Below are 26,644 nucleotides of genomic sequence, written 5' to 3'. Positions count from 1 at the left end.
GCTTGAATGTAGAACGGCGTTACGTTTTTTGGAACAGGCCCGGCAGTAGCGGCCCTTCATCCCGGAGGAGGTGATGGCCGGTCGGATCCCCCTGACCGGCCCGATCCGTATGACTCGATACGACCTGCTCGTCAAGGGCGGCCTTCTGGTGGTGCCGTACCACGGCGAAGTCCGCGCCGACCTCGCCGTTTCCGGCGGCCGGATCGCGGCGATCGGTGACGATCTGCCGACCGCGGAAGCGGCCGAGGTGCTCGACGCCCGGGACCGCGTGGTGCTCCCCGGTGCCGTCGACGCCCACTACCATCTGGGGATCTACCGCGACCTCGGGCTCGATGCGGCCGAGGAGACCCGTTCGTCCCTGGTCGGCGGGGTCACCTCGGTGCTCTCGTACTTCCGTACCGGGCAGCACTATCTGAACCGCACCGGCAGCTACCGGGAGATCTTTCCCGAGGTGCTGGGCGCGGTGCAGGGCCGCTCCTACACCGACTACGGCTTCCATCTGGCGCCGATGACCGTCGACCAGATCACCGAGATCCCGTCCCTGGTCGCGGACCACGGGGTGACCTCGTTCAAGTACTACATGTTCTACAAGGGCTTCGACCTCGCGGCGAACAGCCGGGACGCCCGCTCGTTCACCATGGGGGACGAGTACGACCTCGGCCATCTCTATCTGATCCTGGAGCAGCTCGCCCGCACCCAGCGGGACCACCCCGAACTGCGGCTCTCCCTTTCGCTCCACTGCGAACAGGCCGAGCTGATGAGGGTGTTCATCGAACGGGTCCGGGCGAGCGGGGCGCCGCAGAATCTGCGGGCCTACTCGGACGGGCGGCCCCCGCTGACCGAACAGGTCGCCATCGGGGAGGCGGCGACGCTCGCCGCGCATGCGGGCGCCCGGGTCAATCTGCTCCATCTCTCCAGTGCGGACGCGCTGGAGTCGGCGCTCACCGCCCGCCGCCACCACGGCACCGACATGCGGTTCGAGGTCACCCTCCACCACCTCTGTCTCGACCACGAGACGCTGGACGCCCGCGGCGGTCTCGGCGGCAAGGTGAATCCGCCGATCCGTACGGCCCGGGACGCCGAACGGCTCTGGGAGGGCGTCCGCGACGGATCCGTCGACTGGGTCGCCTCCGACCACGCCTGCTGTATGGAGGAGGAGAAGGGGGACGAGCTGTGGCCCGCCCGCCCGGGGTTCGGCGGCAGCGCCCTGCTGTATCCGGTGCTGCTGAGCGAAGGGTTCCACCGCCGGGGCATCCCGCTGACCAGGATCGCGGAACTGGCTTCGGCCCGGCCCGCGCGGGCGTACAACCTCTGGGGCCGCAAGGGCAGCCTCGCGGTCGGCTACGACGCCGACTTCACGGTCGTCGATCCCGGACTGGAGCAGGAGGTCCGGGCCGAGCTGCTGCTGTCGGGCCAGGACCACTGCCCCTTCGAGGGCGTACGGGTCCGGGGCTGGCCGGTGACGACGGTGGTCGGCGGGCGGATCGCGTACCGGCTCGGTGACGGCGGACCGGAGGTGGCGGATGAGCCCACGGGCCGCTATCTGCGCCGCGACTGACCTGCCGGCCCCGGGCCGGCCGGGGAACGGGAGCGGGCCGTGAGATCCGCGCTGTACGTTCCCGCCGATGCGCCCCGCAAGCTGGACAAGGCCCTCGGCCTGGAGACCGACGAGATCATCGTCGATCTGGAGGACGCGGTACCGCCGCCCGCCCGGGCCGGGGCGCGCAGGAGCGCGGCGGAGTGGCTGGCGCGGAATGCGCCCGGCGCCGGTCCGAGGATCTGGGTACGGGTGAATCCGGGGGCCGCCGGAATCGAGGACGCCGCCGCCGTGGCGGTGCCCGGGGTCGCCGGGGTCGTCGCGGCGAAGACCGGTGCGGCCGCGGGACCGGCCGCGCTCGGGGCTCCGCTGGGGGCGGCCGAGGAGCGGTACGGACTCGCCGCGGGCACCTTCGGGATCGTCGCCCTGGTCGAAACGGCGGCGGGCGTGCTGGCGGCACCGGAGATCGCCCGGGCGCCCCGGGTGGTCCGGCTCCAGCTCGGCGAGGCGGACCTCCGGGCCGAACTCGGCACCGAACCGGGCCCGGAGGGGCTGGAGCTGCTCTACGCACGCTCCCGGATCGTGCTGGCGTCGGCGGCCGCGGGACTACCGCCTCCCCCGGCACCGGTGAGCACGGACGTCCGGGACACCGAGGCGCTGCGACGGACCACCCTGGGATTCCGCGCCCTGGGGTTCCGCGGCCGCGCCTGTATCCACCCCGCTCAACTCGCCGTCGTCAACGAGGTGTTCACACCCACCGAGAGACAACTGGCGGGCGCCCGTGACCTGGTCGAACGGCATGAGCGGGCGCTGGCCTCAGGGGCCGCGGTCGGCCTGGACGCCGACGGCGGACTGATCGACGAGGCAGTGGTGCGCTCCGCCCGGCGGCTGCTCTCCGGAACCTGAACCCATCCGGCACGGCCGGGACCCTACGGCGCATTCGCGCCATGCTCCCACCCCGATTCCCCCGTTTTTCGGCCGGACCCATTCGGCCAAAAGTATTGACGGCCTGTCGGCAAAGTTGTTTTATCCCCTAACAACTGGGAGGCAATCATGCCAGATGTCCTTGTTGCCGGTGCGGGCCCCGTGGGTCTGACCACCGCCCTCCTGCTCGCCGAACACGGTCTGACCGTCGAGGTGTTCGAAGCCGCCGACTCGATCAGCACCCAGCCGCGGGCCTCCACCTTCCATCCGCCGACCCTCGACCTCCTCCACCGCGTCGGGCTTGCCGAACCGCTGATCGCCCAGGGCCTGAAGGCCCCCGTCTACCAGCACCGGGACCGCGAACGCGGACTCGTCGCAGATTTCGACCACGCCCACCTCGCCCGGGACACCGGTTTCCCCTTCCGCCTCCAGGCCGAACAGCACAAGCTCTCCGCCCTGCTCCTCGAACGGCTCGGGGACCGGGTCCGCTTCGGCCACCGGGTCCTCGGGGTGTCCCAGGACGACCACGGGACCGTCGTCCGTGCCGAAGGCCCCGACGGACCCCTGGTCACCCAGGCCGGCCATCTGATCGACGCGGGCGGCGCCCCCGGCGCCGTCCGCCGGGCACTGGACATCGGATTCGAGGGCTTCACCTACGAGGACCGCTATCTGGTACTGCTGACCGACTTCCGCTTCGAGGACCATCTCGAAGGACTGGCGAAAGTCGCCTACATCTCCGACCCCGACGAGTACGTGGTGCTGCTGCGGGCTCCCGACGCCTGGCGGGTGCTGTTCCCCGTACGGGAGGACGTCACCGACCCGGCGGAGTGGGAGCGGATGCTCCAGGGCGTCGTCGCCCGTCCGGAGCCGTACACCGTCCTTCACCACCAGCTCTACTCCGTGCACCAGCGGGTCGCAGAACGCTTCCGGGCCGGCCGGGTGCTGCTGATCGGCGACGCCGCGCACATCAACAGCCCCATCGGCGGTATGGGCATGAACAACGGGATCCACGACGCCTTCGCCCTCGCGGCGGCGCTGCGGCCCGCCGGGGTGCGGGACGGATCCGCGCCCTGGACGGACGAGGCACTCGACTCCTGGGCGGACCGCCGCCGCCGTACCGCACTCGAATACGTCAAGGTCATCACCGACCGCAATGCCCGCGCCCTGGGCGAGAAGGACCCGGAGCGCAGGCGCGCCGCCCAGGCGGAACTGGCCGCCACCGCAGCCGACCCGGCGAAGGCCCGCGACTGGCTGCTCGACGCCTCGATGCTGCGCGCGGTCCGCGGACAGGGACTGCTGCCGTGCTGAGGATCGGCGGGCAGCGGGCCAGGCTCGCGGTCCTCGTCCCGTCCACCAATACGGTCGTGGAGGCCGAGTACCGGTCGCTGGCCCCGCCCGGGGTCACCGTCCACACCGGGCGGATGCCGGTCCCCGCCCCCTCCGTGGCCAGCGACGACGACACCACCCGGCTCCTCACCGACGTGCGCAGGGGGGTGCCAGGCGCACTCCGCTCGGTGCTCGACTGCCGGCCGGACCGGGTACTGCTCGGCATGTCGGCACCCACCTTCTACGGCGGAACCGAGGGGGCGCGGGCGTACGAATCGGAGGTCGCCGCCCTGGCCGGGGTGCCCGTGACCGCCGGATCCACCGCCTGCACCCGGGCGCTGCGGGCCCTGGGCGCCCGCAGGATCGCCGTCCTCAGCCCCTATCGGCCGGTCAACGACACGGAGGTACGGCGCTACTTCACCGAAGCCGGGTTCACGGTCACCGGGCTGCGGTCGCTGCTCTGCACCTCGGCCACCCAGATCGCGGAGGTCGGCGAGGAGGACATCGTGCCCGTCGTCGAGGAGCTGGCGGCGACCGCACCCGACGCGATCGTGCAGGTCGGCACCAACCTCTGGTTCGCCGGTCTCGCCGCGGAGCTGGAGCGGCGGCTCGCCCTGCCGGTGGTCGCGATCAACACGGCGACCCTCTGGACGGCGCTGCGCGAGCACGGCATCACCGACCGGGTCGAGGGCGCCGGCCGACTGCTGGCCGAACACTGAAGGGAAACCCCGTATATGCCCACCCCCGCACCGTCCACCTCCGTCCCCGCGGCTCCCGCCCGGTCCGGCAACGACACGGACGACTCCCGCGACGAGCCCGGGCCGCCGGAGCCGGCGACCGCGGACTCCCTGATCGTCAGCCCGATCGACGGCCGACCGGTCCGGCGCGTCGGGCGGATGACCGCGGACGCGGTCGCCACCGCCTACGACACCGCCCGGACCGCCCTCGCGGACTGGCGCGGAATGCCCGCCGAACGCCGCGGCCGGATCCTGCTGCGCACCGCCGAACTCCTGGACAGCCGGGTCGAGGAGTTCGCCGGGGCCGAGACCCTCAACACCGGGAAGCTCCTCAAGGACACCCGCCGCGAGGCCACCCGCGCCGCCGCCTGCTTCGCCTACTACGGCGGGCTCGCGGACAAGGTCACCGGGGACACCCTCGACGTACCGGGCCCCTTCCACACGTACACCCGCCGTGAACCGTACGGGGTCGCGATCGGGATCATCCCGTGGAACGTCCCCTATGTCTTCGCCGCGAAGAAGATCGCCCCCGCGCTGGCCTTCGGCAACGTCAGTCTCCTCAAACCCGCCGAGGAGACCCCGCTGACGGCGCTGATGCTGGCGGAGGTGCTCCTCGAAGCGGGGCTCCCGGAGGGCGTGGCGCAGATCGTCACCGGAGACGCGGACACCGGCCGGGCCCTGGTGTCGGACCCGCGCGCCGACCTGATCGTCTTCACCGGCGCCGACAGCACCGGGCGGGCGATCGCCGCCGAAGCGGCGGCCCGGCTCACCCCGACCGCGATGGAGCTGGGCGGCAAATCACCGCAGATCGTCTTCGCGGACGCGGATCTGGACGGGGCGCTGGCCTCCGTACTGCTGGGCGCGTTCAGCGCCACCGGACAGATGTGCATCGCGGGCTCCCGACTGCTGGTCCAGCGAGAGGTGTACGAACCGTTCGTCGCCCGGCTGCGCAAGGCCGTGGCGGAGCTGCGGGTCGGTGATCCGCGGGAGCGGTCCGTGCAGGTGGGGCCGCATGTCACCCCGGGGCAGCGGGACAAGACCCTGCGGATGATCGAAGCAGGTCTCGCGGAGGGCGCGATACGTGAGGCGGCCGCTCCGGTCCCGGACGACGAGCGCCTCGCGGGCGGCTTCTACGTACCGCCGACGCTGTTCACGGGAGTGACCCCGGAGATGACGGTGATGCGGGAGGAGATCTTCGGCCCCGTACTGGCGGCGATGCCGTTCGACACCGAGGAGGAGGCCCTGGAACTGGCCCATGCCACCGACTTCGGGCTCGCCGCCGGGGTCTGGACCGGCGACCTGGGTCGCGCCCACCGGATGGCGGCCCGGCTGCGCGTGGGCACGGTCTGGCTGAACACCTACCGGATGCTCTCCGACAGCGTGCCGTTCGGCGGGGTCGGCCGGTCCGGGTACGGCCGCGAGGGCGGCCCCGACGCCGTCCGCCTCTACACCTGGACCAAGAGCGTATGGACGTCCACCGAGCCGGGGCCGCCTCCCGGCTACGAGTTCTGAGCACTCCCCCGGCCCCACCGCCCACCCCACCCCCATCCGGATCCCCAGACCTGGAGTCACCATGCTGATCGTCCTCGCGGGAGCCACCGGCCGTACCGGCCGCAGGCTGATCCCGCTGCTCACTGCCGCCGGGCACGCCACCCGGGCGCTGACCCGTTCCGAAGGGCCGGTGCCCGGCGCCGAGGCCCACCGCTGCGATCTGGCCGCCGCGGACCCCGGCGAACTGGACCTGGCCGTGGCCGGTGCGGATGCCGTGGTCTGGCTGGCCGGGCCGGGCGGTGGTGCGGTGGAGGACGCCGAACGGCTCGACAACACCGGCTGCTGCGCGCTCGTCGACGCCTGTGTACGGCAGGGGGTACGGCGGTTCGTCCTCGTCACCTCCAAGGGCACGGACGCTCCCGGGCGGGCGCCCGAATTCCTGCGGCCGTACCTGGAGATCAAGGCGAAGGCGGAGGCTCATCTGGCGGGCAGCGGACTGGACTGGAGCGTCCTGCGGCCGGGCGGGCTCACCGACGCCGAACCCACCGGGCGGGTCGTCCTCGGCGAGGGCCTGGCGCGGGGGAAGGTGACCCGCGCCGATGTGGCCGCCGTCGTCGCCGAACTCGTCGGGCGCCACGATCAGTCGGGCCGGGCCCTGGAGGTGCTCGACGGCGAACTGGCCCCGGCGGAGGCGTTCGACGCGGTCACCCCGTCCGTGAACATCGTCGACTTCCTCTTCGACCTCCGGCGGCTCGGCCGGGTCCATCTGGCGGTCTTCGGCGGCAGCACCGGCGAGGCGATGGCCGAGGCGAAGGTCCATTTCACGGACTGGCAGGTCAGCGAGCGGTACGTCAACTACTTCGAAGGCCCCGAACTGCACTTTTCCCGGCGCACCCGGTGGCGTCTGCAGTTCGGCGAGGGCCCGGGCCGGCACTCGGGCAAGCCCGAGTACTGGGTGATGGTCCACAACGAGCGCGGCGAGGGCGTGTTCCGGTTCGGGCTGCTGCGGCCCGAGGGCTCCGAGGAGCACGATCCGGAGCTGGTCGCCGCCTACCGCGTCTTCCGGGACCACTACACACAGCGGCAGACACCGTCCGCACCCGGCCCGCGGTGAGCGGCCCGGCCCTCGAAGGGAGGTTCCGTTGGCAGGCCATGTACTGCGCCGGGCGGCCGCCATGGCGGTGGTCCTCCTCATCGTCCTGACCCTCGTCTTCTTCCTCATGCGGATGGCGCCGGGCAGCCCGGCCTATCTGATCGTGGGAGCCGACGCCACCGAGGCGGAGATCGCCCAGGTGGAACGGGAACTGGGCCTCGACCGGCCGCTGTTCGTCCAGTACGCGGCGGAGCTGGGCCGGATCCTGACCGGGGACCTCGGGGACTCCATCTTCACCGGGGAGCCCGTGGTCGACGAGCTGATGCTCCGGCTGCCGGTCACCCTGGAGCTGACCGCCGTCTCGCTGGCGTTCTGGATTCCGCTGGCGCTGCTCGCCGGCCGGTTCGCGGCCGCCCGCCGCGACACCGCCGCGGACGCCGCCGTGCGGGTGATGGGCAATCTCTCCATCGCCGTCCCCAGCTTCTGGCTGGGCGCCCTGCTGATCCTGCTCTTCGGGCTCTATCTGCCGGGGGTGCTGCCGTCCAGCGGCTGGGTCGGCTTCAGCGAGGACCCCCTGGGCCACCTCCGGGCCCTGGTCCTGCCCGCGTTCGTGCTCGGGCTCGGCACCTTCGGCGTCACCGCGAGCACCCTGCGGGTGTCCATGCTCGAAGCCGTCCGTACCGACTACGTCCGCTTCGGCCACGCCATGGGCCTGTCCGAACGGCGCATCAACCACTCCCTCGCCTTCCGCAACTCGCTGCTGCCGACCACCGCGGTCGTCGGACAGCTGGTCGGGGTCATGCTCAGCGGCTCCGTCCTGATCGAGAACCTCTTCAACCTGCCCGGAATGGGGCGGCTGCTGGTGGACGGGATCCGCCGCCAGGACTATCCCCTCGCGGTCGGCGCCACGCTCGCCCTCGCGGTGTTCTTCCTGCTCGCCAATCTGATCGTCGACATCCTCTACGCGGCGCTCAACCCTCGCGTACGGCAGAAATTCGCAGGTGCCTGAGCCATGACCACGATCATCCAGCCCCAGGTCCGCACCCGGTCCCGCCCCCGGCGGCGCATCGTCGTCAAGGGCCGCCACATCAAGGCGCTCACCGTCCTCGGTGTCGCCCTCGTCACCGGCTATCTGCTCTTCGCGGCCTTCGGTCCGCTGTTCACCCCCGATCCGCTGGCCCGGACCGGGGCACCGCTCGAAGGCCCCTCCGCCGCCCACTGGTTCGGCACCGACCACCTCGGCCGCGATCTGCTGTCCCGGGTCGCGTCCGGGGCCCGGGTCTCGGTGCTGGTGGCCGTCTTCAGCGTCGGCATCGGACTGCTGGTCGCCCTGCCGCTGGGCATCGCCGCCGGATACTGCGCCGGGCGCTGGCCCGACGAACTGATCATGCGGATCTTCGAGGCGATCCAGACCGTGCCGCTGTTCGTCTTCGCGATGGTCGTCCTCGGGATCACCGGCGTCACCTCCTTCCATCTCGGTCCGGTCGAGATCGGCGCGGCGGGGAAGATCGTGCTGCTGATCGCGATCGCCGCGACGCCCTACTTCGCCCGGGTCGCCCGGGCCGCGACCCTCGCCGAAGTACAGGAGGACTACATCTCGGCGCTGAGGCTGCTCGGGGTCCCCCGCCGCCGGATCATCGGCAACGAGCTGCTGGTCAACGTGTTGCCGCCGGTCATCGTGCAGAGCTGCCTCTGGATGGCGGTCGCGGTCTTCGCGGAGGGCGCCCTCGGCTTCCTCGGGGTGGGCGTGCAGCCGCCGACGCCGACGCTCGGCGGGGTCATCGCGGACGCCACCCGCTATCTGATGGCCGGGGCCTGGTGGTACTGCGTCATGCCCGGTCTCGTCCTGCTCGTCGCCACGGTCGGCTTCGGCCTGCTCGGCGACGGCGCCAACGATCTGCTCGACCGAGGAGAGCGCTGATGAAGAACCGCACGGGCCGGGGCGGGCCCGCCGCCGGTCGCACGGTCGGGGACCCGGCCGGTCCCACCATCGGTCCCACGGCCGGGGAGCGGGCCCGCAACGGCAGGCCCTGGGAACCGGGCCGGACCGCGCCGCTGCTGGAGGTCGAGGATCTCAGCGTCGTCTTCGACACCGCGCGGGGGCCGGTGCCCGCCGTCCGCGACGTCTCCTTCCGGCTCGAACCCGGTGAGATCTTCGGCCTGGTCGGGGAGTCCGGCAGCGGAAAGAGCACCGTCCTCTCCGCGATCATGCGACTGCTGCCGTCCGTCGCCGTCACCGATGCCACCACCCTGCGGTTCCGGGACACCGACCTCCTGCGGCTCGACGCCGCCGGGCTGCGTTCGGTCCGCGGCACCGGCATCGGACTCGTACCGCAGCGCCCCATGACCTCCCTCAGCCCGGTCACCCCGCTGCGCAAGCAACTGCGCTGGTTCCTCGGGGACCGCGACCCCGCCGAGGTCACCGAACTCCTCGACCAGGTCGGTCTGCGGGCCGTCGCCGAACGGCTCGACGGCTACCCCTTCGAATTCTCCGGCGGCCAGCTCCAACGGCTGCTGATCATGCTCGCCGCCCTCGCCCGCCGCCCCGCGCTGCTCCTGGCCGACGAGCCGACCACCACCCTCGACGCGACGGTCCAGGCCCAGGTGCTGCGGCTCCTGCTGGATCTGCGGGACCGGCTCGGCATCGGCATCGTGTTCGTCAGCCACGACCTCGGTGTCATCGCCCAGATCTGCGACCGGGCCGGGGTGATGTACGCGGGGCGGCTGGTGGAGAGCGCGCCGGTCGGTGCACTCTTCGACGCGCCCCGCCACCCCTACACCCGGGCGCTGCTGCGCGCCCTGCCCAGCCGTTACACCCGCGGCGAGCGGATCAAGGTGATCGAAGGCTCGGCGGCGGGGGCCAACCGGATCCCCGGCTGCGCGTTCGCGCCCCGCTGTCCGCGTGCGGACGCCGTCTGCGGCGAACAGGTGCCCGCGCTCCGCACGGTCGCCGGATCCCTGGTCCGCTGCCACCACGCCGAGGAGGACGCGGCATGACCGCGGTCGTCGAGGCCGCCGGCCTCACCAAGCACTTCACCCTCCGGGGTCACGGCGGCCCCCGGCTGCGCGGCCGGGGCACCCGTACCGTCCACGCCGTCGACGACGTCGGCTTCCGCATCGACGGCGGCCGGACGCTCGCCGTGATCGGAGAATCCGGCTGCGGCAAGTCCACCGTGGCCAAACTCCTCCTCGGGCTGCTGAGCCCCACCTCCGGCACCATCACCGTGACCGGGGAGCGGCGGATCCAGCTCGTCGCCCAGAACCCCTGGTCGGCCCTGAACCGGCGCAAGACCATCGGGCACGCCCTCGACCAGCCGCTGCGCATCCACCGCCGCGACCTCGACGCCCGGGGCCGCGCCGCCCGGATCCGGCAGCTGCTCGAACTGACCTCCCTGCCTGCCGAATTCCTCGACCGCTACCCCGCCGACGTCTCCGGTGGCGAGCTCCAGCGGGTCACCATCGCCAGGGCGCTCGCCGCCGAGCCGAGGGTCCTCGTCCTCGACGAGCCGACGGCCAGTCTCGACGTCAGCGTCAAGGCCGGTCTGGTCAATCTGCTCTGCGATCTCCGCGACGACCTCGGGCTGACGTATCTGCTGATCACCCATGAGATCGACGTGGCCAGACTGCTCGCCGACGAGGTGCTGGTGATGTACCTGGGGCATGTCGTGGAGTCCGGCGATGCCGACGAGGTCTTCGACCGGCCCGCCCACCCCTACACCCGGTCGCTGCTCGACAGCGTCCCCGTACCCGATCCGCGCCGCCGCCGGACCCTGCTGCCGCTCACCGGGGACGTACCGTCCGCGGTCGATCCGCCCAGCGGCTGCCGCTTCCGCACCCGCTGCCCGCACGCCGTCGAGAAGTGCGCCGGGGCCCGCCCCGACGCCGTCGACATCGCCCCCGGCCATACCGCCGCCTGCCATCTGACCGCCTGACGGCCGCCGACCCCGAACAAGGAGCCCGTCATGACCACGTCCACCACCAGGAGATCCATCGGCCCCACCCGCCGTCCCAGCCGCCGCGATCTGCTGCGGACGGCCTCGGCGATCGCCGCCGGGGCCGCCGTCGCGGCCTGTACCGACCCCGACTCCGGGGGCAGCGGATCCGGCTCCGGCACCCTGTCCGTCGGGCTCTTCGAGATCCCCGTCGGCTACGCCCCCCTCTACTCCAACTCGCAGAACGTCCGCTGGGTGACCGAACCCGCCACCGACGCCCTCTACACCCATGACACCGCGGGAAAGCTCGTCCCCCAGCTCGCCGCCGCGCCGCCCGCGGCCGGACCCGGCGGGGTCTCCTGGACCGTCCGGCTCCGTCCGGGCGTCCGCTTCCACAACGGGGACGAGCTGACGGCCGAGCACATAGCCGCCGGACTCAACTTCATCCCCGGCAGCCGGGGCCGGAGTCAGTTCCTGTCGCTGCTCTCGCCCTGGTTCAAACAGGCCGTCGCCGTCGACCCGACGACCGTCCGGATCGAACTGCGCATGCCGTACGGGATCCTGCCCGACCAGCTGGCCCGGATCCCCGTCAGCCACCAGGACTTCATGGCCGAGAAGGCCGAGCTGGTGGGCACCGGCCCGTTCCGGATCGACAAGGTCGTCACCGGCCAGTCGATGAGGATGGTCCGCTTCGACGGCTACTGGGGCGAGAAGCCCGCGCTGCGGGCCATCGAGATGACCTCCGTACCCGACCCGTCCACCCGGCTGGTCAATCTGCGGGAAGGCCGGATCCATATCGCCACCGGGGTACAGCCCGTCGATGTCGCGGGCATCCGGCGCGATACCTCGCTACGGCTCCACGCGGTCCAGGGCACCGGCGGCGTACGGGCCATGATGAACCTGACCCGCCGGCCCTTCGACCGGCCGGACTTCCGGCGCGCCCTGGCCTTCGCCATGGACCGCGAAGGCGTCCGGGAGGCCGTCTTCCACGGCCGGGCCCGTACCGCGCAGGGCCCCCTCGGCCCGCTGGTCACCGGCCATGAAGCGGACTACCGGCCCTATCCGGATCGGGCCGACCTCGACCGGGCCGCCGAACTGCTGACCCGCTCCGGCATCCCCCGGAACACCACCTTCCGGATCATGGTGTCGACCAGCGGCGCCGCCCGCGACATCGCCCAGGTGCTGGCCGAGAACTGGGGCCGGCTCGGTCTCAAGGTCAGCCTCGATGTGGCCGACCCGGCCAACTGGAACCGCCGCTGGCTGGTCCGGGACTACGACATGTCCCTCACGGTCCAGGAGTACGGCCTGGTCGGCGGTGTGATGCCGCTCTCCCAGTTCACCGTCTACCGCACCGCGTCCCGGCAGAACCCCGGCTACCGCGACGCCGCCTACGACCGGGACTTCGTCCGGCTCTTCGGCACCGCCCCGGAGGCCGAACGCGCCCGGATCGCCGCCCGGCTCAACCGCGCACTCACCGAGAACGCCGTCGAGCTGCCGCCCGTCTACCCCGAACTGCTGATGGCCACCCGGGCCGAGATCAGCGGGGTGGACGAGAAGGCACTGACGCTCGGCCGGCTCAACCTCCGCGGTATCCGCATCGGAGGCTGACCGGCCCCGCAACCCCGACCCGCGCCCCCGTCCCGTACCACCGCACCGTCTGCGAAAGGACTCCCATGCTGGGACTGAACGACGAGCCCGTCACGGGCACCGAACGCGCCTATCTGGACTTCTACCTCGGCCTGCGCATCGGCTGGGCCAAACTCCACCACCCGCTGCTCGACCTGTTCGACGCCCGTGCGGAGGACTGGGCCGCCGAGCACGGCCGGGCGCCCGCGGAGACCACCGAGATCGGCGAGGTCATCGAGGACTCCGCGCTCTTCCGGTACTTCATGTACCTGCAGCGGCACACCCAGCTGCTGATGAAGTACGGACCGCACGGCACCCACGCCTATATCGAGTCCCGCCGGGAGGAGCTGACGGAGCGTATGGCCTCCGGCGACGGGCCCGAGCTGGACCCGGAGCTGCCGATGCCCGCGTACTACGCCGATACCGACTACCATCTGGAGAAGGGCGGCTACTGGCAGGACGACCTCGACGGGCCGGTCTACGACTTCGGGACCCGGATCCACTTCGCCGGGCTGGAGAACGTGGGCTCCATCCACCGGGCGAAGACCGAGGCACTGCCCCGGGGCGACTACCGGCGGATCATCGACCTGGGCTGCGGCACCGGCGACGGCACCTTCGGGCTCGCCGAGACCTTCCCCGGCGCCGAGGTCATCGGGGTCGATCTGGCCGCCCCCTTCCTCGCATGGGCCCATCTGAAGGCCGGGGAGCGGGGACTGCCGATCCGCTTCGTCCAGAAGGACGCGGCCGACACCGGCTTCGAGAGCGGTTCGTTCGAGCTGGCCACCTCGACGATGATCTTCCACGAGATGCCCGCGGACCATATCGCCGCAATCGTCCGGGAGAGCTTCCGGCTGCTGGCGCCCGGCGGCCGGTTCGCCATCTACACGGCGGGCGAACTGCCCACCACCTACGGCCTGTTCATGATGGATTGGCACGCCCACATCAACAACGAGCCGTTTATGTCCGACTTCTTCAGGGCCGATCTGGAGAAGCCCCTCGTGGACGCGGGCTATACGGAGGTCACCACCACCGTGGTGGACGCGTTCCGGCACGGGGACAAGAAGGCGTACGGCTCCGCCGCGCCCCCGGACCCGCGCCGGGCCCGGGCCGGCGGCTGGCGCCTGGTCACGGGAAGGAAGCCGGTATGAAGAACCCCGCAGGCATCACGGACGGCCAGATGGTCTTCTTCGAGGACCCCGCGGTCGACAAACTCCTCGGCATGGTGCTGGCCCTGGCGGGCGAGATCTACGTCCAGCGCGACCGGATCCGGGTCCTGGAGCACCTGCTCACCGAGAACGGCACGCTCCCGGCCGGAGCCGCCGAATCGTATCCGGTCCCCGACGCCGCGGCGGGCGAGTGGCGGGCCGAGCGGGACGCCTTCTTCGACCGCATCCTGACCCCGCTGGCCGCGGACTATCTGGGTCCGGAGGCCACGCACCGGGCGGCGGACGCCCGGCGCCGGGCGGCGGGCTCATGAGCGGCGCCGGGGCCCCGGCCGGTGCGCCGCCCGGGGCGGCGGTGGCTGCGCCGGCCTGGCTGACCCGGGAGCCCGGCCAGGGCGACGCCCCCGTCCTCTGGCGGACCAGCATGATCACCATCCGCTCCGTGGACCAGCCGCGCGCGGTCCGCTGGTACCGCAACGTCCTCGGTTTCAAGCTGGAGTTCGACATCCCGATCCGGGTCCCGAACCGCCCCTTCCGGATGGCGGTCCTGGTCGGACCGGACAACCGCCGTGTCGAGATCACCGGCCGGGGGCTGCCCAAGGGACGGCCCGCGGACGTCTGGGACACCCCGGTCTCCGTCACCTACCAGGTCGACGACCTCGACGCGGTCCGGGCCCATCTGCAGGCCATGGACGTCCCGTACTTCACCCCCGAGTTCAACGGACAGTACGGAAGGCTCCTCACCCTGCTCGACCCCGACCACAACATCATCAAGCTCCAGGCGCCCAACGAACGGTGCGTCGAAGAGCAGAACCTCGAAGACCCGGACACCCCGCGCTACCCGGACGAACCCCGATACGTCCCCGACCCGGAGGCGACCGATGCCTGAGACCACGAAGCCCGGCGGCGCACCGCCTCCGCCCCGCACCCGCCCGCCGCTGCCGGAGGGCTGGCGGCCCACCCTGCTCTCGCTGCGGCTGGCGAAGAAGCACCCCAGGCTCTCCCGGGCGGTGATCCGCTGGGAGATGCGCCGGGCCCCGAAGGCGACCGGTCCGGGCGATCTGTCGGATCTGCTGGCCCCCGGCCGGCGGCGGCCGGCCGACTTCCCCGCGTACTACATCGCCAACCCGGTCCACCATATGAAGGGGCTGCACTGGATGCACCCCTCCATGGGGTACCGGCTGGAGCGGATGGCGGAGGACTTCCCGCTCGGCAAGCGCGAACAGATCCGGTGGTGGGTCGAGAGCCAGGTACTGGACCGGGGGGTGCGCCCGCGGCGGATCCTGGAAGTGGGCGCCGGGACGGGGGCGACGGCCTTCGTCTACGCCCAGGTCTTCCCGGAGGCCGAGGTCGTCGGGGTGGACCTGTCGCCCTCGGTGCTGCGCTGGGCCCGGCGCCGCGCCGACGAGCTGGGGATCCGCAACGTCAGCTTCTACCATATGGACGCCGGTGACCTGTCGGCGTTCGACGACGGCAGCTTCGACGTGGTCCACGAATCGCATCTCCTCCACGAGATGCCCGCCTACCAGATCCGCCGGACGGTCTCGGAGATGGTCCGGGTCTGCGCCCCCGGCGGCTTCCTCGGCTTCTTCGACTGGGCCATCCCGGAGAACGAACGCGACTGGCGGCAGCGCGAGGGCATGGTCCGCAACAACGTGGAGCCCTTCATGCTGGAGTACTCCCGTACGGACCATCCGAAACTGCTCGCCGAACTCGGCTGCGAGGACGTGGTGATGGTGGAGCGGCACAGTCAGTCGGCCAGTTGGCGGGCCCGCAGGAAGGTAGCCTGAGCCGGGTGGAGAACCACACCGACGCACTGTTCCGCGGATCCGAGAACCACCTCAGCGGTCTGCTGACGCTGACCGCCCGGCTGGTCCAGGACCGGCTCTCGGCGGCGCTGCGGCCGCACGGTGTCACCTACGCCCAAGCCGCCGCGCTGGTGCGGCTCTGGCGCACTCCGGACGGGCGGATGCTCCAGCACGACTTCGTCACCTCGCTGGCGCTGGCCCGGCCGTCCGGGACGCTGCTGATCAGCGATCTGGAGCGGTCCGGGCTGGTGGGCCGCTCCCCCGATCCGACCGACGGCCGGCGCCAGGTGATCACGCTCACCGAGGCCGGGCGGGAGCTGGAGGGGAAGGTCCACGGGGTGATCTCCGGACTTCAGCGGGAGATCGACCGGATCGTCGGACGGGAGGATCTGGCCCGGACGATGCGGGTGCTGACCACGGTGCTCTCGTGGCTGGAGCCCGCGGCGATGGCGGCCCTGCCCGCGCACGACCGGGAGCCGGGCCGCCGTACCACCGGGTCCGCGCTGCCCGCGCCGCGCCCGGCGGAGCAGTAGCAGGCGCACAAGCCCCGCACGTGCGGGGGCCGTTCCGGGGAGCCGGCTGTGCTCCCCGGAACGGCCCCGGTCATCGCGGGTTCACCGGATCAGGCGATCAGGCGACCGGTGCCGGGAAGGTCGGGTACTCGACTCCGGAGACGTGCTGGACGACCCGGATCACCTGGCAGGAGTAGCCGAACTCGTTGTCGTACCAGAGGTAGAGGATGGCGTCGTCGCCCTCGACCTTGGTGGCCCCGGCGTCGACGATCGACGCGTGGCGCGAGCCGATGAAGTCGCTGGAGACCGCGTCGGGCGCCGTGGTGAAGTCGATCTGACGCTTCATCGGCGAGGTCAGCGACACCTCGCGGAGGTAGTCGAGGACCTCCTCGCGGGTGGTCTCGCGCTCCAGCCGGAGGCTGAGGATGGCGATGGACACGTCCGGTACGGGGACCCGGATGGAGCTGCCGGTGATCCGGGCCTGGAGATCGGGCAGCGCCTTGGCGACGGCGGACGCGGCCCCGGTCTCGGTGATCACCATATTGAGCGGCGCGGAGCGGCCCCGCCGGTCGGACTTGTGGTAGTTGTCCAGCAGGTTCTGGTCGTTGGTGAACGAGTGGACCGTCTCGACGTGGCCGCGCAGCACCCCGTACTCGTCGGCCATCGCCTTCAGCGGCGGCACGATCGCGTTGGTGGTGCAGGAGGCGCAGGAGATGATCTGCTCGTCCGGCTTGATCATGTCGTGGTTGACGCCGTGCACGACATTGGGGACGTCGCCCTTGGCCGGGGCGGTCAGGACGACCTTGGCAATACCGGGGCGCAGATGGTTGGAGAGCCCCTCGCGGTCGCGCCAGCGGCCGGTGTTGTCGATGAGGATGGCGTCCTTGATGCCGTACTCCGTGTAGTCGACCTTCGCCGGGTCGTCGGAGTAGATCACCTTGATCTCGTTGCCGTTGGCGACGATGGTGTCGTTCGCCTCGTCGACGGTGATCGTGCCCTGGAACTGGCCGTGGATGGAGTCGCGGCGCAGCAGCGAGGCGCGCTTGACGATGTCCTGTCCGGCGCCGCGGCGGACGACGACGGCCCGCAGGCGCAGTCCGTTGCCGGAGCCGGCCTTCTCGATGAGCAGCCGGGCGACCAGCCGGCCGATGCGGCCGAAGCCGTAGAGGACGACGTCGCGGGGTTCGCGGCGGTCGATCTTGTTGGCGCCGGTGGCGCCGGCGACCGCTTCGGCGGTGAAGTCGGCGACGGACAGTCCGCGGCTGTCGGCCCGGTAGGTGGCGGCGAGCATGCCGAGGTCGATCTGGGAGGGACCGAGGTCGAGCGTGGTCAGTGCTTCGAGGAACGGCATGGTCTCGGTGACCGAGAGCTCCTCGCCCGCGATCTGCCGGGCGAACCTGTGGGTCTTGAGGATGCTGACCACCGACTTGTTCACCAGGGAGCGGCTGTGCAGCAGGACGGTGACATCCCGCTCGCGCTGCAGCTTCCCGATGATCGGGATCATCGACTCGGCGATCTCCTCACGGTTCTTCCAGTTGGTGAACGAATCCTCGATGACAGTCACAGGCACTTCTCTTTCGAGCTAGGTGGCGCTCATATGCTAACCACCTGATCCACCCATGATTCAAGGGGTGCCGGGTGAGCTGCACATCACCTTTGAAGGCGGTCCGCCCGGCGCCCCTTGTGTCCATCACCGTCGGATCACCGCCGGATCGCCGTCAGATCACGGTCACCGTGAGGCGGGCGGGGGGCAGCACGGTGCCGTCCTCGGTGCGGAAGGTGAAGGTGACGGTACGGCTGCCGGGGGTGAGGGAGGCGGACGCCGTGAGGACGAGCCGGTGGACGGCGTCCGCGGCTCCGGCGGGGGCGAGCGTCCCGGAGACCGTGCCGGGGACCAGCCCCGGGGGCGCCGTTGCGCTCCAGGTCACGGTGTGTCCGCGCCAGTCGACGTCCTGCGCCCGCAGCCGGACGGTGGCCGAGCCGCCGCGGGCGACGGTCAGCCCGCTCTCGACGGGGGCGGCGTGGGCGGGGAGCCGGTAGACGGCGTGCCCGTCCCGGTGCGCGAGGGTGCCGCCCCAGCGCTGGACGGACCGGATGTCCTGGAGGACGAGCCCGCGGAAGCGGTGTTCCTCCAGGAGGGTCCGGTAGGCGGCGCGGGCGGTGGTGCGGGCGGCTGCGGTCGGTGCCGTGGTGATCGCCACATCGGCGAGCGCGAGGTCGATATGGGACCTGAGCAGCGCGGCGACGGGGTACTCCTCCCGTCCGGCGAGCACGGTCAGGGCCCGGTCGAGCGCCGCCGCGGCGGCCCGGTAGCCGGTCTCGGCGGCCGAGGCGTAGGCGGGCACGGTGAATCCGTCGGGGTCGGCGGTGGTCCGGGCGTAGTAGTCGGCGAGGTGTCCGGCGGCGGAGCCGAAGCGGTCGGCCAGATATCCGGCCAGCCAGTGGTCCGGGTCGGTTCCGGGGTCGCGGGCGAGCCGTGCCGAGAAGAGGTGGACCGCCTCGAAGGGCAGCCAGTCGGCGGGCTCCGCGTAGGAGCCCAGTCCGTCGATGCCGAGGGAGGCGTAGAAGCGGGCGTCGGCGGCCAGGATCCCGAGCGGGCGGACCGGCAGCGACCGCCACCGGTAGCGGCGGTTGTAGTCGTAGACCGCGAGCGGCCCCTCGGCCGCTTCGGACCAGGACCGCAGCAGCGCCGCGAGCGGGGCGTTGGCGGCGGAGGCGGGATCGTCGACGGCGTGCTGGTAGGTGCGTTCGTACGGGGCGAAGTCGATCAGCACTTCGGGGTGGAAGCCCCGGCCGGGTGTGGGCGGGGCGATGGCCGCGCCGTAGGCGATGCGTTCCACCCGTACCCCGGGCAGGGCCGTGGCCAGTGCGGTGCGCAGGGTGTTCACCACATGCGCCTCCGCGTTGGCGACCGTTCCGAAGGCGGCAACCGCCCCGGCGGGCCAGGTCGCCGTGTCCGGGGGCCAGCAGTCGAAGACGGTGATCTCGGGCCGGGCGGCGAGATGGGCGACGACGGCCCGGACGTAGGCGTCGAGGGCGTCGGGGTTGTGGACGTCGAAGACGCTCGCGCCGCCGGTGTAGTAGGCGGGGTACCGCTCGCGGGGCAGGAAGCTCTCGTAGCCGTGGCCGCCGACCTCGACGACGATGCCGCGCCGGGCCGCCTCGGGGGCCACGGCCGACCGGACCCGGTCCCAGGTGATCACGGACCAGTGGTTGTAGTCGGAGGGGTGGACGAGGGTGTTGAGCCGGTTCTTCGCCATCCAGTCGAGCAGCAGGACCAGCCCTTCGGCGGTGTGGCTGGTGCCCTCCTCGACGTACTTGCGCCGCCAGGTCCAGGCGGGTTCCTCGACGGTGCCGTGGGTGCCGGACAGGACGAGGGACGGATGGTGCGGTACCCGCTCCGCGCGGCCCTGGTAGGAGGGGAAGGCGGGGGCGAAGAACCGGACTCCGGCGCGTTCGAGGAGTGCGTAGACGGCGTACAGCACGGCCCGCGGGCCGCGGCCCGCCGCGAGTGCTCCGGCGGGTCCCACGACGACGGCGTGCGCGTCCTCGCCGCGGCCGGCGAGCAGGCTGTCCCCGGCCGCGGCGAGGGCGGCGGGGACACCCTGCTCGACGGGCGCGGCGGACGCGGGCAGCAGGGCCACGCCCCGGCCCGGCCGGTCCGCGCGGTGCCGCGGGAGCGGCCGTCCGGTGATGCGTCCGAGGTAGCGGGCCAGCTCGGCGGCGGCGAAGGCGACCGGGTCGGACGCCGGATCGGGGGGGCCGTCGGAGGACCACCACACGACGGTGGTCCCGGCCACCGGCAGGGGTGCGGGGGATCTGCGGCGGCGCGGGCCGCGGGGGAGTTCGCGGGCGGCCGCCGGGGCGGCGGCGAGCCCGCCCGCCACGGTGACGGCGGCGGTACCGGCCGCCGTTCTCAGCAGGGTTCTGCGGCCGGGGCGGGAGGCGGGGTCACGGGGTTCGGGAGACATGGGCGCGGTGTCCTTCCGGGGCGGGCAGCGGGCGGGGGGCGGGGGATGCGTCCTCCGGTACGGCGGGAACCGCTCCGGGCTCCGCTCCGGCGGCGGACTCGAAGGAGCCGAGGGAGGTGTCACCGGGCGGACCGCCGGTGTCGAGGACGGCCGCCATCCAGTGGTGGAAGTTGTCCCCGCGTTCGACCAGCAGCCGGTACAGGCTCCGGACCAGCCGGTCGCGGTCGTCGCGCAGGGCCGGATCGTCCCAGGCGTTGCGGAGTTCATGGGGGTCGTGGTCGAGGTCGTACAGCTCGCACAGCGACTCGGGATTGACCACGATCTTGAAGCGGGCGTCCCTGAGCATGCGTTGCGGATAGGGGAAGTGGTGGCCGTGGAACTCGCCGACCACATGACGCGGCCAGGAGTCGGGGGCCGGGCCGCCGCCGGTGAGCGGCAGCAGACTGCGCCCGTCGACGGCGGGCGCGGGGTCGCAGCCCGCGAGGTCGAGGATCGTGGCGGTGAGATCGGTGAGCGTGGCGAACTCCGGGCGGACCACTCCCCCGGGGGCTCCGGGGACCCGGAGCAGTCCGGGGATGCGGTAGACGTCCTCGTACATCGCCGGCCCCTTGTCGTGCATCCGGTGCGAGCCGGTGAACTCGCCGTGGTCGGCGGTGAAGAGCACGGCGGTGGAGGCGTCGAGTCCGAGGTCCGCGACGGCGCCCCGGATCCGGCCGATCTGGTGGTCGATCAGGGCGACATAGCCGTGGTAGGCGGCGATCAGCTTGCGGTACTCGTCCTCGGTGAGGCTGTCGTGCCCCCAGAGGGCGCTGTAGTTGCGCTGGACCGGGGGTTTGTTCTCGAAGGTCTCCGCGAGGGATTCGGGGAGCCGTACGGTCGCCGGGTCGATCAGGTCGTAGTAGGCGTCGGGCAGCAGATAGGGCAGATGGGGGCCGAAGAAGTGGGTGGCGAGGAAGAACGGGCGGGCTGTGCCGTCGGCGGCGTCCTCGTCGGCCCAGCGGTGCAGGAGTTCGATGGCGCGGGTCGCCAGATAGTGTTCGAAGGTCGCTTCGACGGGCTGTCGCAGCCGGGCCGCGAGCAGCGGTCCGGGGCCGCCGCCGGGGAGCCTGGTGCGGACCGGGTCGGTGATCGCGTACGGCGGAAGTCCGCGGGCGTCGAGGTAGTCGAGGTAGTCGGGGTGGGTGACGGGGTTGTGCCAGCCCGGCAGGTAGGGCCCCTCGAATCCGAAGTCGGCCGGGAGGCGCCGTACTCCGGTATGCCATTTGCCGATCAGTCCGAGCCGGTAGCCGGCCTCGGTGAGCGGGGTGGTGAAGGTGAACTGGTCGTCGGCGAGGTCCTCGGCGAATCCGACGTTCCGTTCGTAGTTGGCGAGGAGGCGGTGTCGGAAGGGGGCGTAACCGGTGAGCAGGCTGGCCCGGGCCGGGGTGCAGATGGACGTGGGCGTGTAGCAGCGGTCGAGCCGGGTGCCGGAGGCAGCGAGTCCGTCGAGGTGGGGGGTGTGTCCGCCGGTGGCACCGTAGGCGCCGATGGTGTCGGTGCGGTGCTGGTCGGTCATCAGGAAGAGGATGTTGCGCCGGGGGGTGCCGTCGGCGGGGCGGGGGGACGCGGGGCCGGTCATCGGGCCGCCGCCCGCTGGTAGAGGTCACCGGCGTAGAACTTCTCCACCGGTACGGGGGCATCGAGTTTGCCCGCGCGGACGAAGAAGCCCTGGAGGGCGGTGAACCAGCGGGCGACGGTTCCGTCGCGGCCCGCCGTCACCAGTTCGGCTGTGGACAGGGGCTGGGTGTTGCGGGCGTCGGCGGCGACCGCGTCGCGGTCGAGCCGGAGGAACCGGGCGGTGATGTCGATCGTCTTGCCGGGGTTCTTGTGCCGGAAGTCGTTGGCCTTCTGGAGGACCCGGACGACGTCCTCGACCAGTTCGCGGTCCTTCCCGACGGCACCGGGTGCGGCCACGACGGAGCTGGGGAAGGCGAAATCGGCGGCGAAATCGGCGCTCTCGGCGAGCCGGACCAGACCGGGGATCCGCTTCTCCACGGTCGCCAGCAGCGGGTACCAGAGCGCGGCGGCGTCCACCTGGCGGGAGGCCAGGGCGGAGACGGCGGTGGCCGGGGCCATGGGGACGATCTTGACGTCGTCGCGGGAGAGTCCGGCCCGGTCCAGGGCGAGCCCGAGGATCATGTCGCCGGAGGTGCCCTCGGGGACGGCGACGCGTTTGCCCTTCAGATCGGCGGTCCGGGAGATGCCCCGGCCGGGCAGGGCGACGACCCGGTCCGCGCGGCCCAGCTGGTTGACGGCGACGACGGTGGCCCGGCCCGAGGCGGGCAGCCAGGCGGCACCGGGGCCGATGGTGCCGAAGTCGAGGTCGCCGGCGCCCAGGGCGGTGATCTGGGTGGGGCCGTCGGTGAAGACCTTGTACGTGGCGCGGATGCCGTGCTCCTTCCAGAGCCCGCGCTCCCGGGCGACGGCCAGCAGCCCGGCCTGGTTGTAGTCCGCGATATAGCCGAAGTCGACCGACCGGGTGCCGTCGCCGTCCGCGGAGGCCGCGGTGCAGCCGCCGGTGGCCAGTACGGCGAGGACGGCGGCCGCGGCGAGGGTGCGGCGGCGATGAGAGGAGGTGGACATGGGGATTCAGGGCTCCAAGGGGGTGGGAGTCGGAGTGGTGCGGGGTTCCTGCTCGTGGACGGCGCGCCAGATTTCGGTACGCAGTGCGGTGAAGGAGTCGGTCAGCCGGGTGGCGGCGGTCCTGGGCCGGGGCAGACCGATGTCGACGGTCCGGTGGATGCGGCCCGGCCGGGCGGCCATGACGATCACCCGGTCGGCGAGGAACACGGCCTCGTCGACGTCGTGGGTGACGAAGAGGACGGTTCTGCGCTCCCGCTCCCACATCTCCAGCAGCTGCTCCTGGAGCCGGGACCTGGTCAGGGAGTCGAGCGCGCCGAAGGGCTCGTCCATCAGGAGCACCCGGGGGTCGGCGGCGTAGGCGCGGGCGATCGCACAGCGCTGCCGCATTCCGCCGGACAGGGTTTTGGGCAGGGCGTCGGCGAAATCGGTGAGGCCCACCAGGTCGATGAAGTGGGCTGCCCTGCGGCGGCGTTCGGCCCGTGGCACGCGGGCGGTACGGAGCCCGAACTCGACGTTGCCGCGGACGGTGAGCCAGGGGAAGAGGGCGTACTGCTGGAAGACCATGCCGCGGTCCGGGCCCGGGCGGCGGACCGGGCGGCCGTCGAGCCGCACCTCGCCGCGGCTCGGCTCGACGAGTCCGGCGGCGATGCCGAGGAGGGTCGACTTCCCGCAGCCGGACGGGCCGACGAGTACGGTGAACTCCCCCTCGGCGACATCGAGGTCGACGCCGTCGAGGGCGGTGAACCCGCCGTCGGGGCCTGGGAAGTGACGGGTCGTGTCCCGAAAGGAGATCAGGGGCGGCGGCGGGGCGGGGGTCCCGGTCAGGGGTCCGTTCAGGGGTTCGGGCAGGGGTTCGGGCAGGGGTTCGGCCGAGCTTCCGGGCGGGGGTCCGGCGGGGGTCATACCGCCCTCCTTTCCTGCCAGACCGTGGCCCGGCGTTCGGCGGCGATCAGCAGTCGGTCCATCAGCAGCCCGAGAGTGCCGATGCCGACGATCCCGACGAAGATCGTTTCGAGGTCGTAGTAGAGCTGGGCCTGCTGCATCCGGTAGCCCAGCCCCTGCTGGGCTGCGATGAGTTCGGCGGCGACGAGCGTGGACCACGCGGCCCCCAGACCGACCCGGGCCCCGACGAAGAGGAACGGCACGGTGGCCGGGACCACCACCCGGACGAAGATTCCGGGATCCCGGGCGCCCAGCACCCGGGCCGCGTCGACGAGGGTCCGGTCCACCGCGACGACGCCCTGGAAGACGGAGACCACGGTGGAGAGGAAGGCCGCCAGGAAGATCACGGTGATCTTGGCGGGCTCGTCGATGCCGAGGAGCACGATCGTCAGCGGGATGATCGCCAGGGGCGGTACGACGCGGAAGAACTGCACCCAGGGCTCCAGCAGCGCCCGGGCCAGGGGGTACCAGCCCATCAGCGCGCCGACGGGGATCGCGGCCGCGGTGCCGAGCGCCCAGCCGGTGAGCACCCGGCGCAGCGAGACCAGGGCGTCGGTGGCCAGGGTCCCGTCCCGGAGGAGTTCCGCGCCCCGGGCCGCGACCGGCCCGGGGCCGGGGACGCCGACCGTGCCCAGTGCGGCCGCCAGATGCCAGAGCGCGATACCGGCGACGAGGGAGAGGACTCCCGTCAGACGGGCGGCCGTCACCGGGCCCCGGGTCCGGCGGGTCGTACCGGCCGGGGCGGCGCGCGGCGGCACCGCGGTGGGTGGGGAAGGGGAGGGTCGTGCGGTGGTGCGGGGCATGGAGGGCCGCCTCTGGGTCCTGGGGCGTACGGAGTGGAGGAACGGGGTACGGGGCCGGGCCCACGGACCACGGCGCAGAGCACGGCACGGGGAGCGGCACGGCCAACGAGTAGGCGGGAGAGGGTGGTTCGGTGCGCCGGCGCGGCGGGTCACCGGGGCACGGAACGCTCCCGGTGCAAGGACCGCACGGCGGTACGGATCCCGGGCCGCCGTGCTCCGGAGGGAGCGCGGTGCCGGGGCACGCGGGCCCGGCAGGGGTTCGGCAGGTGCGGGAGAGGTCAGCCGGCGCTTCCCGGCCCGGTACACGCGGCGAGCGGTACGAAGGCGCTCCGGGCCCCGCCGCGCGCCACCGCTACGGGCGCCTCCTGGCGGACCAGGGCGATGGCACCGAGCGCCCCGCCCTCGTCCCCCAGTTGCGCGGTGACGACGCGCAGTCCCGCCAGTGCGGCGGGCAGGGTACGGGCCCGCAGTTCGGACTCCAGCGGGCCGAGCAGCCGCGGTCCCAGCGCGGCGAGTTCCCCGCCGATGATCAGCAGTTCGGGGTTGACCGTGGTGCACAGTCCGGCGAGGACCCTTCCGGTCAGCCGGCCGGCCCGGGCCACGGCCTCCTCGTCGCCGGTGCCCCCGGCCGCCGTCACCGCGGGCAGCGAGGCGTACAGCTCCAGACAGCCGTGGTTTCCGCAGCGGCAGCGCGGCCCGCCGGGCTCGGCGGTGACATGTCCGATCTCCCCCGCCGTACCGCCCGCGCCGCCCAGCAGCCGCCCGTCGACGACGAGTCCGCCGCCGACCCCGTGCGACAGCCGGACGTAGACCGCGTGCCGGACCCCGGCTCCGGCGCCGTGCACGGCTTCGGCGAGCGCCGCGAGCCGGGTGTTGTTCTCGGCCAGGACCGGTGCGCCGTAGCGCTCGCGGAGGAGCGCCACCAGCGCCCCGGCCCGTTCGCCCGGTTCCGTGACCGGTCCGACGAGACCGATCCCGATGCCTTCCAGGCCGGTCGCGGAGCCGTCGAGGAGTTCGTCCAGGAGTTCCAGCGCCGCGCCGGTGCGCTGCTCCCAGGGGGCGTCGGGCGGCCAGGCGCGGGCCCCGGAGGCGATGATTTCGTGGGCTGCGTTGGCGACGACCGCCCGGACCCGGCCGCGGCCCAGGTCGACGCCCGCGCAGCGGCCGGTGGCCGGGTGGAGGCGGAGCAGTTCGACGGGCCTGCCCCGACCGCGTACCCCATCGGCCGGGGCGGGACCGGCGACGACGACCGCCCGTTCGATCAGGGCGGCGGTGATGGACGACAGCGCGGTGCGGGACAGCCCGGTGTGCTGTGCCAGCCCGGCGCGGCTGACCGCGCCCAGCCGGCGCAGCACCTCGACCACCTGCGCCTCGTGGGTGCGGCGGAGGAGGGTCAGCGCGGTGGGCTCGGTCCTGGGCATGCGGAGGAGCGTGCCGCCGCGCCCGATTTACGTCAACGTTCCGGAGGAATTCCCGGACCCGCCATTACCGTACGAACCACCATCAAATCACCGGCCGATTGGCGGCTTTCATCCGGTCGACATCTCCTTTGCGGCATTTTCTGTGCCATGGAGTGTTCACGGTCCCTTGATACGGCGGCCACGGTTCCGGCGCCGTCCCCCGGATCGGCGTCTCACCCTCGTCCGGGCAGCTCCCGGTCGGCGGGGACGATCGCGTCGGCTTCGATCTCCATCAGGAACTCCGGCGACACCAGCGACACGACCTGGAACGCCGACGACGCCGGGAGCCGTGCCGGGTCCATCACCTCGTTCCGCGCGACGGCGACCTCCTTCAGATGGGCGATGTCCGCCATGTAGTAGGTCAGCCGCACCACATCGTCGAAGCCCGCGCCGGCGGCCGCCAGACAGCGGCCGAGGTTGGTGAAGACCCGACGGGCCTGGGCCAGCGGGTCCCCGGGGCCGACGAGCTGCCCCTTTTCGTCGAGGGCGATCTGTCCGGAGACGGCGACCCACCGTCCGGCGCCGGTCACGACATGGGTGTAGGGGACCGCGGGGTGCACGCCCTCCGGGTCCGGGATATGCGTCAAGTGGTCGATCTTCATGACGGCATCCTGCACCGTCCGCAAACGGGGCGGGCGGCCCGCCCCCGCGACGAGCGGGGGCGGGCCGCCTCCTTCCGTACCGCACGGGCGGTGCG

The 26,644-nt window shown here is 72.4% G+C and carries 24 protein-coding genes; 16 read left to right on the top strand and 8 right to left on the bottom strand.

Features of this window, described 5'->3' with window-relative positions; all coding sequences use genetic code 11:
• Nucleotides 1-73: 73 nt before the first annotated feature.
• The 16 genes from B7R87_RS29920 to B7R87_RS29845 all read left to right on the top strand — a co-directional run bounded on the left by B7R87_RS29920 (nucleotide 74) and on the right by B7R87_RS29845 (nucleotide 16,170).
• On the top strand, nucleotides 74-1,558 hold the full coding sequence (locus B7R87_RS29920) for a dihydroorotase (protein WP_006345271.1): 1,485 nt from the start codon (nucleotides 74-76) through the stop codon (nucleotides 1,556-1,558).
• Between the two features lie 39 nt (nucleotides 1,559-1,597).
• A complete protein-coding gene (locus B7R87_RS29915; protein WP_006345272.1) occupies nucleotides 1,598-2,443 on the top strand; it encodes an HpcH/HpaI aldolase/citrate lyase family protein in 846 nt (281 codons plus the stop codon).
• A 147-nt stretch (nucleotides 2,444-2,590) separates the two neighbouring features.
• Nucleotides 2,591-3,769, top strand: a complete 1,179-nt coding sequence (locus tag B7R87_RS29910; RefSeq protein WP_040913134.1) for an FAD-dependent oxidoreductase — start codon at nucleotides 2,591-2,593, stop codon at nucleotides 3,767-3,769.
• Nucleotides 3,763-4,506 (top strand): maleate cis-trans isomerase family protein, encoded by a 744-nt coding sequence (locus tag B7R87_RS29905; RefSeq protein WP_006345274.1) that lies wholly within the window; start codon nucleotides 3,763-3,765, stop codon nucleotides 4,504-4,506. Before B7R87_RS29910 ends, B7R87_RS29905 begins: the two co-directional genes overlap by 7 nt.
• Nucleotides 4,507-4,521: 15 nt before the next feature.
• Nucleotides 4,522-6,036: an aldehyde dehydrogenase family protein gene (locus B7R87_RS29900; RefSeq protein WP_006345275.1), complete on the top strand. Its 1,515-nt coding sequence runs from the start codon at nucleotides 4,522-4,524 to the stop codon at nucleotides 6,034-6,036.
• A 61-nt stretch (nucleotides 6,037-6,097) separates the two neighbouring features.
• Nucleotides 6,098-7,129 (top strand): SDR family oxidoreductase, encoded by a 1,032-nt coding sequence (locus tag B7R87_RS29895; protein ID WP_006345276.1) that lies wholly within the window; start codon nucleotides 6,098-6,100, stop codon nucleotides 7,127-7,129.
• 28 nt (nucleotides 7,130-7,157) lie between these two features.
• On the top strand, nucleotides 7,158-8,117 hold the full coding sequence (locus B7R87_RS29890) for an ABC transporter permease (RefSeq protein WP_006345277.1): 960 nt from the start codon (nucleotides 7,158-7,160) through the stop codon (nucleotides 8,115-8,117).
• Between the two features lie 3 nt (nucleotides 8,118-8,120).
• The gene (locus B7R87_RS29885) at nucleotides 8,121-9,029 is read left to right on the top strand and encodes an ABC transporter permease (protein ID WP_006345278.1); all 909 of its coding nucleotides are present in this window, start codon (nucleotides 8,121-8,123) and stop codon (nucleotides 9,027-9,029) included.
• Nucleotides 9,029-10,105, top strand: coding sequence for an ABC transporter ATP-binding protein (locus tag B7R87_RS29880; RefSeq protein WP_006345279.1), 1,077 nt, complete (start codon nucleotides 9,029-9,031; stop codon nucleotides 10,103-10,105). Before B7R87_RS29885 ends, B7R87_RS29880 begins: the two co-directional genes overlap by 1 nt.
• Nucleotides 10,102-11,040, top strand: coding sequence for an oligopeptide/dipeptide ABC transporter ATP-binding protein (locus tag B7R87_RS29875; protein ID WP_006345280.1), 939 nt, complete (start codon nucleotides 10,102-10,104; stop codon nucleotides 11,038-11,040). Before B7R87_RS29880 ends, B7R87_RS29875 begins: the two co-directional genes overlap by 4 nt.
• 30 nt (nucleotides 11,041-11,070) lie before the next feature.
• Nucleotides 11,071-12,648: an ABC transporter substrate-binding protein gene (locus B7R87_RS29870; protein ID WP_006345281.1), complete on the top strand. Its 1,578-nt coding sequence runs from the start codon at nucleotides 11,071-11,073 to the stop codon at nucleotides 12,646-12,648.
• Between the two features lie 65 nt (nucleotides 12,649-12,713).
• The gene (locus tag B7R87_RS29865; RefSeq protein ID WP_006345282.1) at nucleotides 12,714-13,814 is read left to right on the top strand and encodes a class I SAM-dependent methyltransferase; all 1,101 of its coding nucleotides are present in this window, start codon (nucleotides 12,714-12,716) and stop codon (nucleotides 13,812-13,814) included.
• Nucleotides 13,811-14,143: a hypothetical protein gene (locus tag B7R87_RS29860; RefSeq protein WP_130584758.1), complete on the top strand. Its 333-nt coding sequence runs from the start codon at nucleotides 13,811-13,813 to the stop codon at nucleotides 14,141-14,143. Before B7R87_RS29865 ends, B7R87_RS29860 begins: the two co-directional genes overlap by 4 nt.
• The gene (locus B7R87_RS29855) at nucleotides 14,140-14,718 is read left to right on the top strand and encodes a VOC family protein (protein ID WP_130584757.1); all 579 of its coding nucleotides are present in this window, start codon (nucleotides 14,140-14,142) and stop codon (nucleotides 14,716-14,718) included. The genes B7R87_RS29860 and B7R87_RS29855 overlap by 4 nt, the downstream gene beginning before the upstream one ends.
• Complete coding sequence (locus B7R87_RS29850; protein WP_006345285.1) at nucleotides 14,711-15,619, top strand: class I SAM-dependent methyltransferase; 909 nt, start codon at nucleotides 14,711-14,713, stop codon at nucleotides 15,617-15,619. The genes B7R87_RS29855 and B7R87_RS29850 overlap by 8 nt, the downstream gene beginning before the upstream one ends.
• A gap of 5 nt (nucleotides 15,620-15,624) precedes the next feature.
• Complete coding sequence (locus tag B7R87_RS29845) at nucleotides 15,625-16,170, top strand: MarR family winged helix-turn-helix transcriptional regulator (protein WP_006345286.1); 546 nt, start codon at nucleotides 15,625-15,627, stop codon at nucleotides 16,168-16,170.
• Between the two features lie 97 nt (nucleotides 16,171-16,267).
• Here the strand turns inward: B7R87_RS29845 and B7R87_RS29840 are convergent, their stop codons facing one another.
• From B7R87_RS29840 to B7R87_RS29805, 8 genes are all read right to left on the bottom strand, one after another.
• Entirely contained in the window at nucleotides 16,268-17,713 is a 1,446-nt protein-coding gene (locus B7R87_RS29840; protein WP_040913143.1) for a glyceraldehyde-3-phosphate dehydrogenase, read from the bottom strand.
• Between the two features lie 154 nt (nucleotides 17,714-17,867).
• The gene (locus B7R87_RS29835) at nucleotides 17,868-20,120 is read right to left on the bottom strand and encodes a DUF4838 domain-containing protein (protein ID WP_130584756.1); all 2,253 of its coding nucleotides are present in this window, start codon (nucleotides 20,118-20,120) and stop codon (nucleotides 17,868-17,870) included.
• Nucleotides 20,101-21,738: a sulfatase-like hydrolase/transferase gene (locus tag B7R87_RS29830; RefSeq protein ID WP_006345289.1), complete on the bottom strand. Its 1,638-nt coding sequence runs from the start codon at nucleotides 21,736-21,738 to the stop codon at nucleotides 20,101-20,103. The genes B7R87_RS29835 and B7R87_RS29830 overlap by 20 nt, the downstream gene beginning before the upstream one ends.
• On the bottom strand, nucleotides 21,735-22,742 hold the full coding sequence (locus B7R87_RS29825) for an aliphatic sulfonate ABC transporter substrate-binding protein (RefSeq protein ID WP_006345290.1): 1,008 nt from the start codon (nucleotides 22,740-22,742) through the stop codon (nucleotides 21,735-21,737). Before B7R87_RS29825 ends, B7R87_RS29830 begins: the two co-directional genes overlap by 4 nt.
• 6 nt (nucleotides 22,743-22,748) lie before the next feature.
• Nucleotides 22,749-23,645 (bottom strand): ABC transporter ATP-binding protein, encoded by an 897-nt coding sequence (locus B7R87_RS29820; protein WP_006345291.1) that lies wholly within the window; start codon nucleotides 23,643-23,645, stop codon nucleotides 22,749-22,751.
• The gene (locus B7R87_RS29815) at nucleotides 23,642-24,487 is read right to left on the bottom strand and encodes an ABC transporter permease (protein ID WP_078902030.1); all 846 of its coding nucleotides are present in this window, start codon (nucleotides 24,485-24,487) and stop codon (nucleotides 23,642-23,644) included. The genes B7R87_RS29820 and B7R87_RS29815 overlap by 4 nt, the downstream gene beginning before the upstream one ends.
• A gap of 278 nt (nucleotides 24,488-24,765) precedes the next feature.
• Nucleotides 24,766-25,908, bottom strand: coding sequence for an ROK family protein (locus B7R87_RS29810; RefSeq protein ID WP_006345293.1), 1,143 nt, complete (start codon nucleotides 25,906-25,908; stop codon nucleotides 24,766-24,768).
• Nucleotides 25,909-26,120: 212 nt separating this feature from the next.
• Nucleotides 26,121-26,549 (bottom strand): RidA family protein, encoded by a 429-nt coding sequence (locus B7R87_RS29805; protein WP_040913148.1) that lies wholly within the window; start codon nucleotides 26,547-26,549, stop codon nucleotides 26,121-26,123.
• Between the last annotated feature and the right edge of the window lie 95 nt (nucleotides 26,550-26,644).

The sequence above is a fragment of the Streptomyces tsukubensis genome (assembly GCF_003932715.1).
Lineage (GTDB): Bacteria > Actinomycetota > Actinomycetes > Streptomycetales > Streptomycetaceae > Streptomyces > Streptomyces tsukubensis.
Note: the sequence above shows the minus strand (reverse complement) of the source record. Positions and strands in the feature narration are given on the sequence as shown.